Origin of the sequence: Micromonospora sp. NBC_01638 (genome assembly GCF_045209745.1) — a bacterium.
GTDB lineage: Bacteria > Actinomycetota > Actinomycetes > Mycobacteriales > Micromonosporaceae > Micromonospora.
Genome location: NZ_CP109273.1, coordinates 1,749,955 through 1,766,252 on the forward strand (window position 1 = coordinate 1,749,955; position 16,298 = coordinate 1,766,252).

Annotated in this window: 14 protein-coding genes and 1 riboswitch; of the genes, 4 read left to right on the plus strand and 10 right to left on the minus strand. The window is 70.9% G+C overall.

The annotated features are described in order from the left end of the window. Positions 1-36 precede the first annotated feature (36 nt). The gene (locus tag OG811_RS08285; RefSeq protein WP_406075597.1) at positions 37-1,854 is read right to left on the minus strand and encodes a glycerol-3-phosphate dehydrogenase/oxidase; all 1,818 of its coding nucleotides are present in this window, start codon (positions 1,852-1,854) and stop codon (positions 37-39) included. Positions 1,855-1,980: 126 nt separating this feature from the next. Between OG811_RS08285 and OG811_RS08290 the strand changes: the two genes are divergently transcribed. From OG811_RS08290 to OG811_RS08300, 3 genes are all read left to right on the plus strand, one after another. Further along, positions 1,981-4,491, plus strand: a complete 2,511-nt coding sequence (locus tag OG811_RS08290) for a S8 family serine peptidase (RefSeq protein ID WP_406073099.1) — start codon at positions 1,981-1,983, stop codon at positions 4,489-4,491. A 68-nt stretch (positions 4,492-4,559) separates the two neighbouring features. Beyond that, positions 4,560-5,495 carry a GNAT family N-acetyltransferase gene (locus tag OG811_RS08295; protein WP_406073101.1) on the plus strand — a complete coding sequence of 312 codons (936 nt, stop codon included), beginning with the start codon at positions 4,560-4,562 and terminating at the stop codon, positions 5,493-5,495. 85 nt (positions 5,496-5,580) lie between these two features. Further along, entirely contained in the window at positions 5,581-5,829 is a 249-nt protein-coding gene (locus OG811_RS08300) for a hypothetical protein (protein ID WP_406073103.1), read from the plus strand. 56 nt (positions 5,830-5,885) lie between these two features. Here the strand turns inward: OG811_RS08300 and groL are convergent, their stop codons facing one another. From groL to OG811_RS08315, 3 genes are all read right to left on the minus strand, one after another. Then, on the minus strand, positions 5,886-7,508 hold the full coding sequence (gene groL / locus OG811_RS08305) for a chaperonin GroEL (RefSeq protein ID WP_088950420.1): 1,623 nt from the start codon (positions 7,506-7,508) through the stop codon (positions 5,886-5,888). A 272-nt stretch (positions 7,509-7,780) separates the two neighbouring features. Then, positions 7,781-8,938, minus strand: coding sequence for a hypothetical protein (locus OG811_RS08310; RefSeq protein ID WP_406073106.1), 1,158 nt, complete (start codon positions 8,936-8,938; stop codon positions 7,781-7,783). 96 nt (positions 8,939-9,034) lie between these two features. After that, the gene (locus OG811_RS08315; RefSeq protein ID WP_406073108.1) at positions 9,035-9,238 is read right to left on the minus strand and encodes a cold-shock protein; all 204 of its coding nucleotides are present in this window, start codon (positions 9,236-9,238) and stop codon (positions 9,035-9,037) included. 213 nt (positions 9,239-9,451) lie between these two features. On the opposite strand from OG811_RS08315, the gene OG811_RS08320 reads away from it, so the two are divergent. Then, positions 9,452-9,982, plus strand: coding sequence for a GNAT family N-acetyltransferase (locus OG811_RS08320; RefSeq protein ID WP_406073110.1), 531 nt, complete (start codon positions 9,452-9,454; stop codon positions 9,980-9,982). Positions 9,983-10,152: 170 nt separating this feature from the next. Here the strand turns inward: OG811_RS08320 and paaN are convergent, their stop codons facing one another. The 6 genes from paaN to OG811_RS08350 form a co-directional block, all read right to left on the minus strand. Further along, positions 10,153-11,826: a phenylacetic acid degradation protein PaaN gene (paaN, locus tag OG811_RS08325; protein ID WP_406073112.1), complete on the minus strand. Its 1,674-nt coding sequence runs from the start codon at positions 11,824-11,826 to the stop codon at positions 10,153-10,155. 50 nt (positions 11,827-11,876) lie between these two features. Continuing rightward, positions 11,877-12,896: a GNAT family N-acetyltransferase gene (locus tag OG811_RS08330; RefSeq protein ID WP_406073114.1), complete on the minus strand. Its 1,020-nt coding sequence runs from the start codon at positions 12,894-12,896 to the stop codon at positions 11,877-11,879. Positions 12,897-13,146: 250 nt separating this feature from the next. Next, a complete protein-coding gene (thrC, locus tag OG811_RS08335; protein WP_406073116.1) occupies positions 13,147-14,433 on the minus strand; it encodes a threonine synthase in 1,287 nt (428 codons plus the stop codon). An 11-nt stretch (positions 14,434-14,444) separates the two neighbouring features. Further along, positions 14,445-14,580: riboswitch (SAM riboswitch) on the minus strand. A 281-nt stretch (positions 14,581-14,861) separates the two neighbouring features. Then, entirely contained in the window at positions 14,862-15,320 is a 459-nt protein-coding gene (locus OG811_RS08340) for a DoxX family protein (protein WP_406073118.1), read from the minus strand. 322 nt (positions 15,321-15,642) lie between these two features. Further along, complete coding sequence (locus tag OG811_RS08345) at positions 15,643-15,888, minus strand: type I restriction-modification enzyme R subunit C-terminal domain-containing protein (protein WP_406075598.1); 246 nt, start codon at positions 15,886-15,888, stop codon at positions 15,643-15,645. Further along, positions 15,889-16,119, minus strand: coding sequence for a GntR family transcriptional regulator (locus tag OG811_RS08350; protein WP_406073120.1), 231 nt, complete (start codon positions 16,117-16,119; stop codon positions 15,889-15,891). It lies immediately after the preceding gene. Positions 16,120-16,298 lie beyond the last annotated feature (179 nt).

Genomic DNA, 16,298 nt, shown 5'->3' on the forward strand with positions numbered 1-16,298 from the left:
GTAACGTTAGTTACCCTTCGGTAACGTTCCAAATCGTCACCGAGCGGACGGACGCAGCTCAGCCTGATCGTCGTCGCCACCCCGGTCGGCCGCGTAACCCCGGACGTCCGGAGCGCCGAGCCGTGCCGCGTCCGCCGCGACGTCGTCCGGCATCAACTGGGACTGCCGCTCCGCCTCCACCCGGGCGCGGTAGTGCTCGACCTCGCGCGCCCGGATGGCCGCGTCCCAACCGAGCACCGCGCCCATCAGCTCGGCGGTGTGCTCCGCCGACTCCAGCCCTCGGTGGCTGGTCTCGAACGAGATCCGGGTCCGCCGGGTCAGCACGTCCTCCAGATGCAGCGCGCCCTCGGCCCGCGCCGCGTAGACGACCTCCGCCGCCAGATACTCCGGAGCACCGGCCAGCGGAGAAGCGAGCAGTGGATCGGCGTCGATCAGCGCCAGCAGGTCCAGGGTGAGGGTCCCGTACCGCTCCAGCAGGTGCTCCACCACGCCCACCGGCACGCCGTGCCGGCGGGCCAGGTCGGCCCGGTCCCGCCACATCGCCGGGTACCCGTCGGCGCCGAGCAGCGGCAGGTCGGCGGTCCGCGACGAGCGGGCGCCACCCAACCGACGCACCGCCCGGTCGACCACGTCGGAGGCCATCACCCGGTACGTCGTGTACTTGCCGCCGGCGACCAGCAGCAGCCCGAGCATCGGCTCGAAGACCGCGTGCTCCCGGGAGAGCTTCGAGGTCGAGTCGGCCTCGCCGGCCAGCAGCGGCCGCAGCCCGGCGTACACCCCCTCGATGTCGGCGGTGGTCAACGGCCGGTCCAGCACGGTGTTGACCTGCTGCAACAGGTAGTCGATGTCGCGGGCGGACGCGGCCGGGCGGGACCGGTCCAGCCGCCAGTCGGTGTCCGTCGTGCCGATGATCCAGTGCCCGCCCCAGGGGATGACGAAGAGCACCGACTTCTCCGTACGCAGGATGAGCCCCGTCTCGCCGGTGATCGCCGAGCGGGGCACCACCAGGTGCACCCCCTTGGAGGCGCGCACCCGGACGCCGGGCCGCAGGCCCACGTCGTTGAGCATCCGGGACATGTCGTCGCTCCACACCCCGGTGGCGGCGATGACGGTACGGGCCTGCACCTCGAACTCCGCGTCCGGTGAGCCCTCCGGCGCCTCCAGGTCGCGGACCCGAACGCCGGTCACCTCGCGCGCCTGCCGGATCAGCCCGACGGCGCGGGCACTGCTCACCACCGTGGCGCCGAGGCTGGCCGCGGTACGCGCCAGGGTGACCACCAGACGGGCGTCGTCGACCTGCCCGTCGTAGTAGCGGATCGCCCCGGCCAGCGCGTCGGCCCGCAGGCTCGGGAAGATCCGCCGCGCGCCCTCCCGGGTCAGGTGCCGGTGCAGCGGCATACCCCGGCCACCGCCGAAGAGACCGGCGAAGGCGTCGTAGGCGGCCACGCCCATGCCGTAGTACGAGCGGCGGAAGATCCGGGCCGGCAGGTCCCGCAGGCCCCGCCCGGCCGGCAGCGGCACCAGGAACGGCACCGGGCGCACCAGGTGTGGCGCGAGCCGAGTGGCCAGCAGGCCACGCTCGGTGAGCGCCTCGTGGACCAGGTGGAACTCCAACTGCTCCAGGTAGCGCAGGCCACCGTGGATGAGTTTGCTGGACCGGCTGGAGGTGCCCGCAGCGAGGTCGCGCGCCTCCACCAGGGCCACCTTCAAGCCCCGGGAGGCCGCGTCCAGGGCGGCACCGGCACCGGTCACCCCACCACCGATGACCAGCACGTCGAAGCGCTCATGGCGCAGTCGACGCAGATCGGACGCACGGCGGACCGGCGAGAGCTGACCGGCGACGGATCGGGAGATATTGGGGTCGCGCACCCGTCCACCGTAACCGCCGCACCGGCGTGCCGGCATTCGCCGCCCACCCCGCCTTCACTCACGACGCGTTGATCGGGTCGAAACTGTTCATCGTGGTCGTAAGGTTCTCGGATGCACGGTCAACCTGCGCACCCCGGATTCAGCAACCGCAGTTCCCCATGGCCGGTGGTCGCGGCCGTGCTGGTCGGCTGCTGGACGGTTGCGGTCACCGTGGCCACCCAGACGGGTGGCTGGGTCACCGATCAGGTGCTGCTGGGCTTCGGGCACAACCGGGTGGGCTGGCTCTGGCCGGTGCTCGGCCTGGCCACCGTCGTGCTGGTGGGTGCACCCAGCCTGCTGCTGGCCGTGCTGCCCCGGTCGGCCGCGGTCCGGGCCACCGGGAGGGCCTGGCTGATCGGGGCACTCGCACTCGGGGTGCTCACACTGCTGCGGCTCGTGCCGCCGGTGCACCACGAGGCGTACCTCGCCGGGCTGGCCGGCGCGGCGTTGCTCAGCGCGCTCGCCGTGCGCTGGTCGGCACGCCGGTGGGCGTACCCCGGACCAGCCGGCTCCGTCGGCGGCGCGGCACCCACCGGGGACGGCGACGCCGGGCGGCCCGAGGCCGCCGGAAGCCCGCAACCGGTCGAGCGCCAGCGGGGATCGCGCCGGCCCGGCCCCGTGCCGCTGCTCGCGGTCGCCGCCGGGTTGGCGCTGCTGCTGCCCTGGGCCTGGCTGGGCGCGCTCGGTGGGCTCCTGGAGACCGTGCTCGCGCTATTCGCGGCCGCCGCGCTCGGGGTGCTGGCCGCGACGCTGCTCGACGCGACGTTCTGGTCCCGGTTCGCGGTCGGTCGGCCGCCCCGGCCGGCTCGGCTGGTGCTGGTCGGGGGCCTGGTCGCCGGGGTGGCGCTGCTGCTGCTCGCGGCCGGCACCGGCCAGTCCGGCGCGCAGTTGCCCGCGCTGCTGATCCTGCCGCCGTCGGGCTTCGCGCTGGCCGCGCTGTGGGCCGCGACCTGGCGGCCCACCGCCGACCCGGCCGACGCCACCCGCGCTGGTCCACGGGCGACCGGCTGGCTCGTGGGCCTGGCCGCACTCGGCCCGCTGGCCTTCACCGACCCGGAAGAGATCACCCTGCTGCTGGTCGGCACCCGGGACGTCCCGTTCTGGGTCGCGGTCGCCGCCGGTGCCGGGCTCGCCGTCGCCGTCCTGGTCGCCATCGGGTACGCGGTGCTGCTCGCCCGGCCGTCGGCACGCACCCCGAGCCGTCGGGTGGCAGCGGTGGCAGCCGTGGTGCTGCTGGTGACGTTCGGCGTGGTCGACCTCGGCCCCGGCCAGCCGGGCCTGTACGGCGAGCGGCTGCTCGTGGTGCTGCGCGCGCAGGCCGACCTGACCGGTCTACCAGCCGGCGCGTCGGGTCGGGCGGGGCGGGACGCCCGCGCGGCGGAGGTCTACCGGCGGCTGGTGACGACCGCCGAGCAGAGCCAGGCCGACCTGCTCCGAGGGCTGACCCGGCTCCGACTCGACCCGGTGTCGTACTACCTGGTGAACGCGGTCGAGGTGGACGGTGGCCCGGCGGTGCGGGCCTGGCTCGCCCACCGACCGGAGGTGTCGCGGGTGCTGGTCAGCCAGCGCCTGCGGCCACTGCCGGCTCCGGCCGGACAGAGCCGGGGCACCGCGCCCACGCCCACCGGCCCGGAGTGGAACATCCGCCAGATCGCCGCCGACCGGGTGTGGTCCCAGCTCGGGGTGACCGGCACGGGCATCGTGGTCGGCAGCTCGGATTCGGGGGTGGACGGCACCCATCCGGCGCTGCGAGCAGGGTTCCGGGGCGGGAACGACTCCTGGTACGACCCGTGGAACGGCACCCGGAGCCCGACCGACCAGGGCGGGCACGGCACCCACACGGTGGGCAGCGCGGTCGGGCGGGACGGCATCGGGGTGGCACCGGACGCGCAGTGGGTGGGTTGCGTCAACCTGGACCGCAACCTCGGCAGCCCGGGGCACTACCTGGACTGTCTCCAGTTCATGCTGGCGCCCTTCCCGGCCGGCGGCGACCCGTTCACCGACGGCCGTCCGGAGCGCGCCCCGCAGGTGCTGACCAACTCGTGGGGCTGCCCGCCCATCGAGGGGTGCGACCGGGGCGTACTGCGACCGGCCACCGCCGCGCTGGATGCCGCCGGGATCTTCGTGGTCGCCGCGGCTGGCAACACCGGCCCGTGGTGCGCGTCGATCGACGACCCGCCAGCGCCGTACGCGGACGTGCTGACCGTGGGTGCGGTGGACGCGCAGCGTCGGGTCGCCGAGTTCTCCTCGCGCGGGCCGGTGCCGGGCGGCACGGGTAAGCCGGACGTGCTGGCGCCGGGCGTGGGCGTGGTGTCGGCCATGCCGGGCGGCACGTATGCCGCGCTGGACGGCACCTCGATGGCGACGCCGCAGGTGGCCGGGGTGGTCGCGCTGATGTGGTCGGCGAACCCAGCGTTGGTCGGCGATGTGAGCCGGACCCGGCAGATCCTGCGGGACACCGCCACGGCGGCGACACCGACCTACCGCTCCGGCAGCCCGACCGACACCTGCGGTGCTCCGTCGAACGTCACCGGCGCCGGCCAGGTCGATGCCTACGCCGCCGTTCGTGCCGCCCAGAAATAGGAAGGTTCCCTTCTTGAGACAAGAGGCGGGAGCGCAGACCGGCACCCGGTGATTTAGGGTCGGCGACCATGGACGCCGCGATCACCGTCACCGAGTTGACCCCCGACCTGGCCCCCACCGTGGTACGGCTCTGCGAGCAGGCTCTCGACCTACCCGAGGACGCCGCCGAGGCGGCCCCCATCGTGGACGTGCTCTGGCCCCGGGCCGCCGCCAACCGGGCGGTGGTCGGGCTGGGCGCGTACCGGGGTGCGGATCTGGTCGGGGTGTTGATCTGCTCGGTGTCGTCGACCGAACCGGGCATCGGGCACGTGGACCTGGTCGCGGTCCTCCCGGATCAGCGCCGCCAGGGTGTCGGCCGGGCGCTGCTCCAGAGGGCCGAGCGGGTGCTCGCCGAGCGCGGGGTGACCGAGGTGCTGCTGGCCGGAAACCCGCCGTACTACGCGTGGCCGGGCGTCGACGTCCGCTACACGCCGGCGGTCTGCGCCGCCGTCGCGCTCGGCTACGAGCAGGACCGGACCGCCTGGAACATGACCGCGGACCTGTCGTACGACGGGTCGCCGGCACTGCGGTCCACCGAGGCGGCCCAGCGGCGGCTGGCCGATCAGGGCGTGACCGTACGCCGGGCGGAGCCGGCGGACCTGCCGGCGCTGGTCGAGTTCGCCCGGTCCACCTTCGGCGGCACGTGGGACGGCGAGTTGGCCGGGTCAGTTGGTCGGGACGGCGCCGGTTGCCACCTGGCGGAGCGGGGCGGCGAGGTGCTCGGCTTCGCCGCGTACGGGTCGTCCCGGCCGAGCTGGTTCGGGCCGATGGGCACCGCGCCGGCTGCCGAGGGGTCGGGCATTGGCGGGGTGCTGCTGCGGCGCTGCCTCCGGGACCAGCAGGTGGCGGGGCTGGACCGGGCGCAGATTGGCTGGGTGGGGCCGGTGGCGTTCTATTCCGGCAGTGCGGGCGCCCGGATCGAGCGGGTCTTCTTCCTGTATCGACGGGCGATCGGCGCAGAATAAGGGCGAATAGGATATAGACCCAGATAGCGCCATTCGGCCGCATCGGCCATCGACGCCCCCTACCGTTTCGGTAGAGGAGGCAGCCATGACCACGGATGAAGACCAGACCGAGGACGGCCCGCCGATCACCTGGAAACCGATCGGCGAACTCCCCGGCCAACTGCCGTTCGACCGGCTCGACTACGGCGACGCCGAGCAACTGGCCGAGATGACCACCGACGGCGAGTCATCGGTGGTCGAGGAGCCGCAGGAGATGGTGGACGCGCCGATCCAGCTGCTTCCGCCGTACGACCGGGCGCAGAAACGGCGCAACCAACGCCCACTACCGACCTGACGACGAACGGGGCGGACCGCGTCAGCGGCCCGCCCCGTTCGGTGTCGGAACTGGACTCAGAAGTCCATGTCCCCGCCACCCGGGCCAGCCGGGGCAGCCGGGTTCTTCTCCGGCTTGTCCGCGACCACAGCCTCGGTGGTGAGGAACAGCGCCGCGATCGAAGCGGCGTTCTGCAGCGCCGAGCGCGTCACCTTGGCCGGGTCGATGATGCCCGCGGCCAGCAGGTCCACGTACTCGCCGTTGGCGGCGTTGAGGCCGTGACCCGCTTCGAGGTTACGGACCTTCTCCACCACAACGCCGCCCTCGAGGCCGGCGTTGACGGCGATCTGCCGCAGCGGGGCGTCCAGCGCGACCTTGACGATGTTCGCACCGGTCGCCTCGTCGCCGACCAGGTCGAGCTTGTCGAAGGCGGTCTTGCCGGCCTGAACCAGCGCGACGCCACCACCCGGGACGATGCCCTCCTCGACGGCTGCCTTCGCGTTGCGAACGGCGTCCTCGATGCGGTGCTTGCGCTCCTTGAGCTCGACCTCGGTGGCCGCGCCGACCTTGATGACCGCAACGCCGCCGGCCAGCTTGGCCAGCCGCTCCTGCAGCTTCTCCCGGTCGTAGTCGGAGTCGCTCTTGTCGATCTCGGCCCGGATCTGGTTGACCCGGCCCTGGATCTGCTCGGCGTCACCGGCACCGTCGACGATGGTGGTCTCGTCCTTGGTCACCACGACCTTGCGGGCGCGGCCCAGCATGTCGAGGCTGGCGGCGTCGAGCTTGAGGCCGACCTCCTCGCTGATGACCTGGCCACCGGCGAGGATGGCGATGTCGGTCAGCATGGCCTTGCGGCGGTCACCGAAGCCCGGCGCCTTGACGGCGACCGACTTGAAGGTGCCACGGACCTTGTTGACCACCAGGGTGGCGAGAGCCTCGCCCTCCAGGTCCTCGGCGATGATCAGCAGCGGCTTGCCCGACTGCATGACCTTCTCCAGGATCGGGAGCAGGTCCTTCACCGACGAGATCTTGCTGTTGGCGATCAGGATGTACGGGTCGTCGAAGACGGCCTCCATACGCTCCGGGTCGGTCATGAAGTAGGCCGAGATGTAGCCCTTGTCGAAGCGCATACCCTCGGTGAGCTCCAGCTCCAGCCCGAAGGTGTTGCTCTCCTCGACGGTGATGACGCCTTCCTTGCCGACCTTGTCCATCGCCTCGGCGATGATCTCGCCGACGGTGCTGTCGCCAGCGGAGATGGAGGCGGTGGAGGCGATCTGCTCCTTGGTCTCGACGTCCTTGGCGAGCTTGGACAGCTCCTCCGAGACGCTCGCGACCGCAGCCTCGATGCCCCGCTTCAGGGCCATCGGGTTGGCGCCAGCGGCCACGTTGCGCAGGCCCTCGCGAACCAGGGCCTGGGCCAGGACGGTCGCCGTCGTCGTGCCGTCACCGGCAACGTCGTCGGTCTTCTTGGCGACCTCCTTGACCAGCTCAGCGCCGATCTTCTCGTACGGGTCCTCGAGCTCGATCTCCTTGGCGATGCTCACACCATCGTTGGTGATGGTGGGGGCACCCCACTTCTTTTCGAGCACGACGTTGCGGCCCTTGGGGCCGAGGGTCACCTTTACGGCGTCGGCGAGCTGGTTCATGCCCCGCTCGAGGCCGCGGCGCGCCTCTTCGTCGAACGCGATCATCTTGGCCATACGGCGTTGTCCTCCTGGACACTCACGGGCCATCCGAGATGTGTGCCCCGGATGGGCCGCCTGGTGTACGCACCTTGGGACGTCGCCACCTGGCGACGACGACGTCCTTCGGCCGGGCCGGATAGCCCGCGACGACCGGCCATGTGCCGCCCCGGCGTCTCCACGCCGGTGCAACCTGGCCCCACCGTCCCGACCATTGGCACTCACGGTATGCGAGTGCCAATGACTTGTTTAGCACTCTCCCCTGCCGAGTGCAAGCACGATGGGGCCGCTCAGCCGAGTTCCGCCGCCAGTCCGGCGCTGTTCACCGGTGCCTCATGAGCCCTCTGCTCGGCGTACGTGACCAGCAGACCAACCATCTGGGCGAGATGCGCCGGCAGGGCCAGCACCGCGGTGACCCCGATCACCGCCACCGCCCCGACCGCGGCACCCGGCGACGCGAAGGGATCCGTACCGAACGCGGAGGTGCCCACCCCTTCCAGGGCGCCAGGGATCACACTGCCGACGATCACCGCCAGGGCCACCAGTGCCACCCGACCGAGCAGCAGGCCGAGCCGGTCGTGGAACATCCGGAACGATCGGCCGATCGGGTTGCGGCGTTCGAAGAGATAGACCGGGCCGGCCATGCTCAGCGCGAACGCCAGGTAGATGCCCGGCAGCACGCAGAAACAGACGCCGATGCCGATGAGCACGCTGATCAGCAGGGTCCAGCCCCACAGCCCGAGTGCCCGACGGAGGCCGTAGCGCAGCGCCGACTCCAGGCTGGCCGGCTGGCCGGCCGCCTGCTGAGTGATCACCCAACTGCCGGCGGCCCACCCGACGGCCTGCACCAACCCGATCAACAGGCTGCCGCCGACCAGCACCCCGAGAAGGCTCACCAGTTCGACGGCGAAGTTGTCCGGCAACACGGCGGTCGGATTCGCCTCGATCTGGGCGTCCCAGTTCGCCGACGGATCAACCCCGAGGGAGATCACCGAGAGCACCGCCGCCGGCAACACCTGGGTGAGCAGCATGATGGGCACCAACTGCCGCCAACCCCGGCGCAGCGCTCCCCCACACCGGTTGAACCAGCCGGCGAGACCGGCACCCGGCGGGGTGACCAGGGCGTCGTTCGGGTCGAACCCGTAACCCGGCGGATACCAGCCTGCCTGCGGCCCCGGATACCACGGCTGCCCACCGTAGGGAACCGCCCCGGGCGGGTAGCCCCCGGTGGGCGGGAACACCCAGTGCGGGGGCGGCGGACCCCAGGCACCCTGCGCGGGACCCCAGCCGGGCGGCGGGCCAGCCGGGCCGCCCGGCGGCACGCCCGGCCCCCACCCGGGTGGCGTGCCTGGTGCCGCGCCGGAACTGCCGGCGGGCGAGGTCGGGTCGGACGGGCCCGGCTCCCCCGGCCCGGTGGGAGGGGTGGGTGGGGGTGGCTGGTCGGTCATGAACGCTCCTCAGCATCGGCTGGAACGGTTCACGATCTTCCCGGTTGCGCGCCCGTGCCGCTGCACCGACTCGCGGGGCCGAGCCGGGAAGAAAACTCAGGCGATGACGCGTACGTGTTCGGCCTGCGGGCCCTTCTGCCCCTGGGCGATCTCACACTCCACCCGCTGACCGTCGTCCAGCGCCTTGTAGCCGTCCATTTCGATCGCGGAAAAATGAACGAACACGTCCTGACCGCCGTCGACGGCGATGAAGCCGTAGCCTTTTTCGGCGTTGAACCACTTCACGGTGCCCTGTGCCACGGTGCACTTCCCTCACTCTGCACGGCGTTGCCTGACCCGGCGCACGGCGCGGCCGGGTGCCCTCGGGTCACCGCCTCAGCGATCGATGACGGCCATTGAAGAAGGTGACCGAAATCGCACGTTACACGAGCAGCGACAGCCGCGCACGACCACAAATCAGGCATATTTCGGGCTCGGAAAACGGCGTCCACCCCCTGTGGTAGGCATGCAGACATGACCACCGAGACCGGCTCAACCGCCGTTCGCCAGGCGGAGATCCGTCGAGTCCGGCCGGAGGACGCCGCCCGGATGCGGGCGCTGCGCCTGGAGATGCTCGCCGACGCACCGCTGGCTTTCCTGGAGACCCTGGCGGACGCGGCGGCCAGACCGCACACCGAGTTCGCCGCGCGGGTCGCGTACACCTCAGCCGGTTCGAGCAACGCGCAGTTCATCGCCGACCCGGGCGGCCGACTGGTCGGGCACGCCGGTGGCACCCTCGCCCCGAACGAACCCGGGCTGACCGTGATCTACGCCGTGTACGTCACGCCGACCTGGCGGGGCAACGGGCTGCTCGGCGAGCTGATCGACGGCGTGGCCGCCTGGTCGCGGGCCTGCGGTCGGCCGGAGCTGCTGCTGGAGGTCGTGGTCGGCAACGACCGTGCCTACCGGGCCTACCAGCGGCTGGGCTTCACCGACACCGGCGTACGCGTCCCGCACCCCACAATCCCAGCCCTGAGCGAGCTACAAATGCGCAGAAAAGCCTAAAACCCAAGAACCATCCCAGGGCAGAACCACTGTGATGTTTTAAAGCCGGCTGAGTGCCGATCAGCGTGCCCCACGAAGGGTTTCCGGGGGGAGCCCGCCCGCGGAAGGATCAAGCCTGACCGCCTGGAGCGGGTGGGCTCCCCCCGAAAACCCCCAACCGCAACTAAAGATCAAACATGACGCCGAGACTGCACGATCCGGAAGCGGTTCGAAACATAAGCCCCGTCCGTCAACGCCGAGTTGGCCGCCGCGTTGGCCCCACTGCCGTGGAAGTCGGAGAACGCCGCCGACTGGTTCACGAAGACCCCGCCGGTGAGGTTGCAGGACAGGTGCACCCCGACCTCGACCGCCACCGCCTCGGTGGCGTCCAGCACCGCCTCGTCGGTGGAGTAGACCCCGGCGGTGAGCGCACCCTTCTCGCCGACCGTCCGGCGCAGCAGCTCCAGGCTGTGTGCGGTGGAGTCGGTCGCGATGGCGAACGAGATCGGCCCGAACCACTCCCGGCCGTACGTCTCCGCGTCGTCCGCGGTCAGCTTCACGATCGTCGGGGTACGCACCACCGCGTCGGCGTACGCCGGGTGGGCCACGGCCCGCGACTCCAGCACCGGCTCGCCGACCTTGGTCACCTCGGCCAGCCGTTCCAGCACCCCGTCGTTGACGATGGCGCCGGTCAGCTCCACGCCTCGGGCCGGGTCGGCGGTGAGCTTGCCGATTACCGCGGCGATCCCGCCGGCCACCTCGTCGAAGCTCTTGTGCCCCTGGTCGGTCTCGATGCCACCGGCGGGGATGAGAATGTTCTGCGAGGTGGTGCACATCTGACCGCTGTAGAGGGTCAGCGTGAAACCGAGGTTGCGGCACATGCCGACGAAGTCGTCGGTGGAGTCGATGACGACCGTGTTCAGACCGGCCTTCTCGGTGTAGACCGACGCCTGCCGGGCGTGCGTCTCCAGCCAGTCGCCGTACTCGGTGGAACCGGTGAAGTCGACGATCCGGATGGAGCGGTGCAGGGCCAGGTCGCTGGCGAGCTTCTCACCGGGCGCCTCGGCCGCCAGCATGATCAGGTTTGGGTCGAAGCCGGCCTCGGCGAGCACCTCCCGGGCGTACTTCACGGTGATGGCCAGCGGCAGCACCGCACGCGGGTGCGGCTTGACGATCACCGGGTTGCCGGTGACCAGCGAGGCGAACAGCCCAGGGTACGAGTTCCAGGTCGGGAAGGTGTTGCAGCCGATGACCAGCGCCACCCCACGCGGCACCACGTGGAACGTCTTGGTCATCCGCAGCGGGTCACCCTTGCCGGCGGCCTTCTCCCAGCGTGCCGTCCCCGGGTGCCGGGTCATCTCGGCGTACGCGTACGCCAGCGCTTCCAGCGCCCGGTCCAGCGCGTGCGCGCCGCCGGCCTGGAAGGCCATCACGAACGCCTGCCCGCTGGTGAACTGCACGGCGTTGGCCAGCTCGAAGATGTGCTTGTGCAGCCGGTCGAGGATTTCCAGGCAGACCCCCACCCGCGCCTGCGGGCCGGCGTCGCGCCACGCCGGCAGCGCGGCGGAGGCGGCGCTGACCAGCTCGCCGGTGCCGGGGTGCGGGTACCGCACCGCCAACTCCACCCCGAACGGGCTCGCCTCGGTGGCGACCCGAACGCCTGCGCCCGGCTGGTCGAGCGGGAAGTCGCCACCGAGGTACGCCTCGAAGGCGGCCTTACCGTCGGCCGCGGCGGTCTCGCCGTACACCCGGGGGCTGGGGGATTCGGGGTAGGCGGACCAGTAGCCCCGCTCCGTGATCGCGGTCAGCGCACGGTTGAGGATGTCGGCGTGCCTGTCGTACAGGGGCTGCGGGGTCTCCGTCATGCCAGCCATCATGCCTGAGGACCCGACGCGAGCAGTAACGCCGATACCGGTCAGAGGGTGAGCTGCCAGTCGGTCCAGGAGTCCACCGGGCGGAAGCCGAGCTGCTCGTTGATCGCCACCATGTAGCTGTTGCTCGCCGCGTTCCAGGTGTCGATCACTTCTACCGCCGGCTCATGGGTAAGCAGGTGGTGCAGGTTCTCCGCCTTGGCGATGAGGCCGAGCCGGTGCCCACGGTGGGCCGGGTCGACGATGGTGATCTGCTGGAACGCGTGCCAGTCGGCGGAGGCGCCCACGTCCAGCAGGGTCCAGGCGACGATCCGGCCGGTCTCCTCGTGGCGCATGCCGAGGTGGTAACGCCGCCGGCCCTTGGCGTCCAGGGCGCGCTCGGTGCCACGGATGCGCTCGGCGTCCACCTGTTCCGGCTCCCACTGCACGTCACCCATGGGTGCGTCCGTCAGCAGGCGGCCGTCCAGGTAGGCGATGTCCGCGACGTACTCCTGCGGGGTCGCCCCCTGCCAGCAGACCGGCTGGTAGCCCTCGGCCCGCGGTCGGGCCTCGGCCAGCGCCGCCCGCAGCGCGACCCGGTCGATCTCGCCGACGTCGAGCCGGCGACGGACCTCGGCCAGCGCGGACTGGGCGCCGGTCGAGGCGGCGAACGCGTCACCCGCCACCGATCGGGCCGGCCCGTCGGGCAGCGCGGAGACGGTCATCGCGACCACCCGCTTGCGCCCGTGCTCGCGCAGCAGGCGCACCCCGTACTCGTGCAGCGCCCGGCCGACGCCGCGCCGACGCAGCTCGGGACGCACCACCAGCTCGGCGGTGGCGTTGTCGGTGTTGTCGAGCTGCGGCAGGTCCAGCTGAAGGTAGCCGGCCGGCACGCCGTCCAGTCGGGCCAGTGCCCAGAGCGAGTTGGTGCCGGGCATCGGCGTGTGGAACAGCGCGTCGAAGCGCCGCCGGCAGAAGGGCGGGAAGTCCGGCAGATCGACGTCGTTGGCCGACGCCCCGATCCGGTACGCCTCGTCGACCGACGCCCCGTCGGCGCCGTCGAACGACGCGATCGTGATGCTCATGGCGCTGAGCGTGCACTCGGGAAAGCGATCGGGCCAGCGAATTATTCGCTGGCCCGATCGAACGTGGTCGGGAGGGACACTCGCACAACGCCTCCGGCGTTGGGTCGCAAGAACTTCAAAAGTCTTCGGCGAAATGCCCTCCCGCACGGAGCATCTTGCGCCGTCCGGTTCCTGCCGTCAAGTCCGTAGCGGCGGGTTTTCCACACTCACAGCGAAAATCCAGTTACCCGGCGGATCGACCCGTCCGGAGTCAGCCGAGGAGGCCGGCGTCGCGCGCGGCACGCAGCGAGGGCTTGATGTGGTGGGTCGGGCCGATCTGGCCAGCCACCGCGTCGATGGTCTTCAGCCCTTCGCCGGTGTTGAACACGACAGTCTCCGCCGTCGGGTCGAGCCGACCGGACTCGACCAGCTTGCGCAGCACCGCCACGGTCACCCCGCCGGCGGTCTCGGCGAAGACGCCGGTGGTGCGGGCCAGATCGCGGATGCCGGCGCGGATCTCGTCGTCGTCGGCGTACTCCATCCAACCGCCGGTGCGGCGGACCGCCTCCAGGGCGTAGAGGCCGGCGGCCGGGTCGCCGATGTTGAGCGACTTGGCGATGCCGGTGGGTTTGACCGGGGTGATCGTGTCGGTGTCGGCGTGCAGGGCGGTGGCGATCGGGTTGCAGCCTGCCGACTGGGCACCGAAGACCTTCCAGCCACCGGCCGGGGCCTCGACCAGGCCGATCTCCACCAGCTCGGAGAACGCCTTGTCAATCTTGGTGAGCAACTCGCCGCTGGCCATCGGGATGACCACCTGCGCGGGGATCCGCCAGCCGAGCTGCTCGGCCACCTCGTAGCCGAGCGTCTTGGAGCCCTCCGCGTAGTACGGCCGGACGTTGACGTTGACGAAGGCGGTGTCCTCGAATTCGTCGGTCTCCACCAGCTCGCCGCAGAGCCGGTTGACGTCGTCGTAGGAGCCGTCGATGGCGACCAGCTCGCCGCCGTAGACGGCGGTGTTGATGACCTTGCCCTGTTCGAGGTCGCTGGGGATGAAGACCACCGAGGGCACCCCGGCGCGGGCGGCGTGCGCGGCCACCGAGTTGGCCAGGTTGCCGGTCGACGCGCAGGCGAACCGGGTGAAGCCGAGCGCCTTCGCGGCGGTGAGCGCCACCGAGACGACCCGGTCCTTGAACGAGTGGGTGGGGTTGGCGCTGTCGTCCTTGACCCAGAGCGGCGCGGTGATGCCCAGCTCGGCGGCGAGGTGCGGGGCCGCCACCAGCGGGGTCAGCCCCGGGTCGAGGGTGACCCGGCTGTCCGGGTCCTGACCGGCCGGGAGCAGCGCGGCGTACCGCCAGATGTTCTTCGGGCCGGCCTCGATCTGCTGGCGGGTGACGGTGGCCAGTGCGGCCGTGTCGTAGTCGACCTCCAGCGGGCCGAAACACTCGTAACAGGCGTGCTGGGCGGCGAGCGGGTAGCGGGCCGAACAGGCGCGGCAGACCAGGGCGCGAGCGGGGCTGGCGGAGGTGTCGATGCCGGAGGCGGGGAGCGTCGACGTCATGTCGAGGAGTCCTCTCATCTTTCCCCGCATCGCACGGTGCGGCGGGGACGGAATTGGCACCTGCCCCGCGGGTCGCTCAGCGGTGAGCGCGCGGGGTGGTTGCCGGGGCGTCGTCGGGCCGTATCCCTAAGCCCCTCTGGATGAGGTATGCAGTTGTGCCGTCGATTCTAGGCAACGTCGACGGCGGCCTCCACCGCAGATCCCAGTGAGTGGGTCAGCGGACGCTCACCGCCCTCTTTGCCGGCCGCGGTCCTCGCCTCGGGCAGGTGGACCTGCCACCGGCGCACGCTGTGGAGCTGAATCGTTTGTGACATCAGCGAAGGGCGGGCTCCGGAACTGGGCCAATCCCACGTTGCGGGCGACCCCTGACCGGACGCGTCGCCGAAGCCGCCTCGTCGAGGCTCCGGCGACGCGCGGTACGTGTGTGGTCAGACGGACACCGAACTCGGCTCGGCCGCCGACACCGCCGGCGAAGACGGAGCGCCGCCGCGACGCCGGGCGAGCAGTGTGTCGAGCGCCCAGGAACCTGGGCCGAGGGTCGCTACCAGCAGGAACGACCAGCAGAAGAGAGCTGACAGCTCACCCCCGTTGCGCAGCGGCAGCAGGCCCTCGGGCTGGTGCACCACGAAATAGGCGTACGCCATCGAGCCGGAGGCGAGGAGCGCGGCGGGCCGGGTGAAGAGCCCGATCAGCACCAACGCGCCGCAGACCAGTTGGATCAGCGCGGCCCACCAGCCCGGCCAGGTGCCGAACGGTATCGCCTTACCGGTCATCGGGTTGCCGCCGAACAACCCGAAGACCGAGGACAGGCCGTGCAACGTGAACAGCAGGCCGGTCACGATGCGAAACAGGGACAGGGTCGGCCCGCCGAGCCGAGAGACGTTCATGGAAACCTCCATGGATAGGAATCGATACTCACCCATGGTGAAGCATGAACGCATTGAAGTTCATAAATTCCTTGCTGGTGGGAAAATCCCCGGCCGAAACATGCCAGGGCTGCACCCGTGGCGACGAGCAGCCCGGTGGCAATGCGGGGGTGCCGATGCCCCTCAGCTGCGCCCACACAAGAACTCGACCCGAGCGCCATGCCAGGCCGACCGCCATGGGAGCGCTCCCGAACTGACGGTACTGCCTGTCGAGCGCCCCGTACAGCAGTCGAACGGCCCCAGACACGGGGCAGACGGCCGGCCCTACGAGAGAGATGACGCGCTACGCCACCTCGCTCGCCGAGATGGCGTTGTTCTTGATCGTCCGCAGGATCGAGACCATGCGGTCGGCGTCGTCGTTGGAGAACAGGGCCTCAGGTCCGCGCGGAGCGACGCCGTTGAACGGGGACTCGTAGAGGCGTCCCGGCTCCGTCACACCGTTCATCGCCAGGTCGTTGATGATCAGGTTGATGAAGTCGAGCTGGGCGCCATTGAGCGTCCGTAGCTCGCAGTCCCGATGCCTGCGGATCTACTCGGCAACGAAGACGCCGAGGCCCTGATGGCCGTACAACTCGCCGGTCTCGATCAGGATCGTGATGGCCTGCCGGACGGTCGACTGACTGCCCACGTTGTAGAGGTCCGCCAGCTCCTTGGTCGAGGGCAGCTTGTGCCCGGGTGGCCACTCGCCGTCGGCGATACGCCTCCTGATGTCAGCGATGATCCGCCGGTAGTGCGGCTCGAACTTCCGTGGTGAGGGCATGCGAGGTACTCCCAGCTAGGCATGCCCATCTGATCACGACAACAGGAGTCACCTCAAGCGCATCGTTGACTTCACCGGCATTACCAGTAAAGCTGTGCAGAGGAACTTCCAGCTAGGCACTGGGCGGTTCCCCCTGCCGGGGCAGCGCGCAGGGCGGTTCAGATGTCCCCCATCTGGGC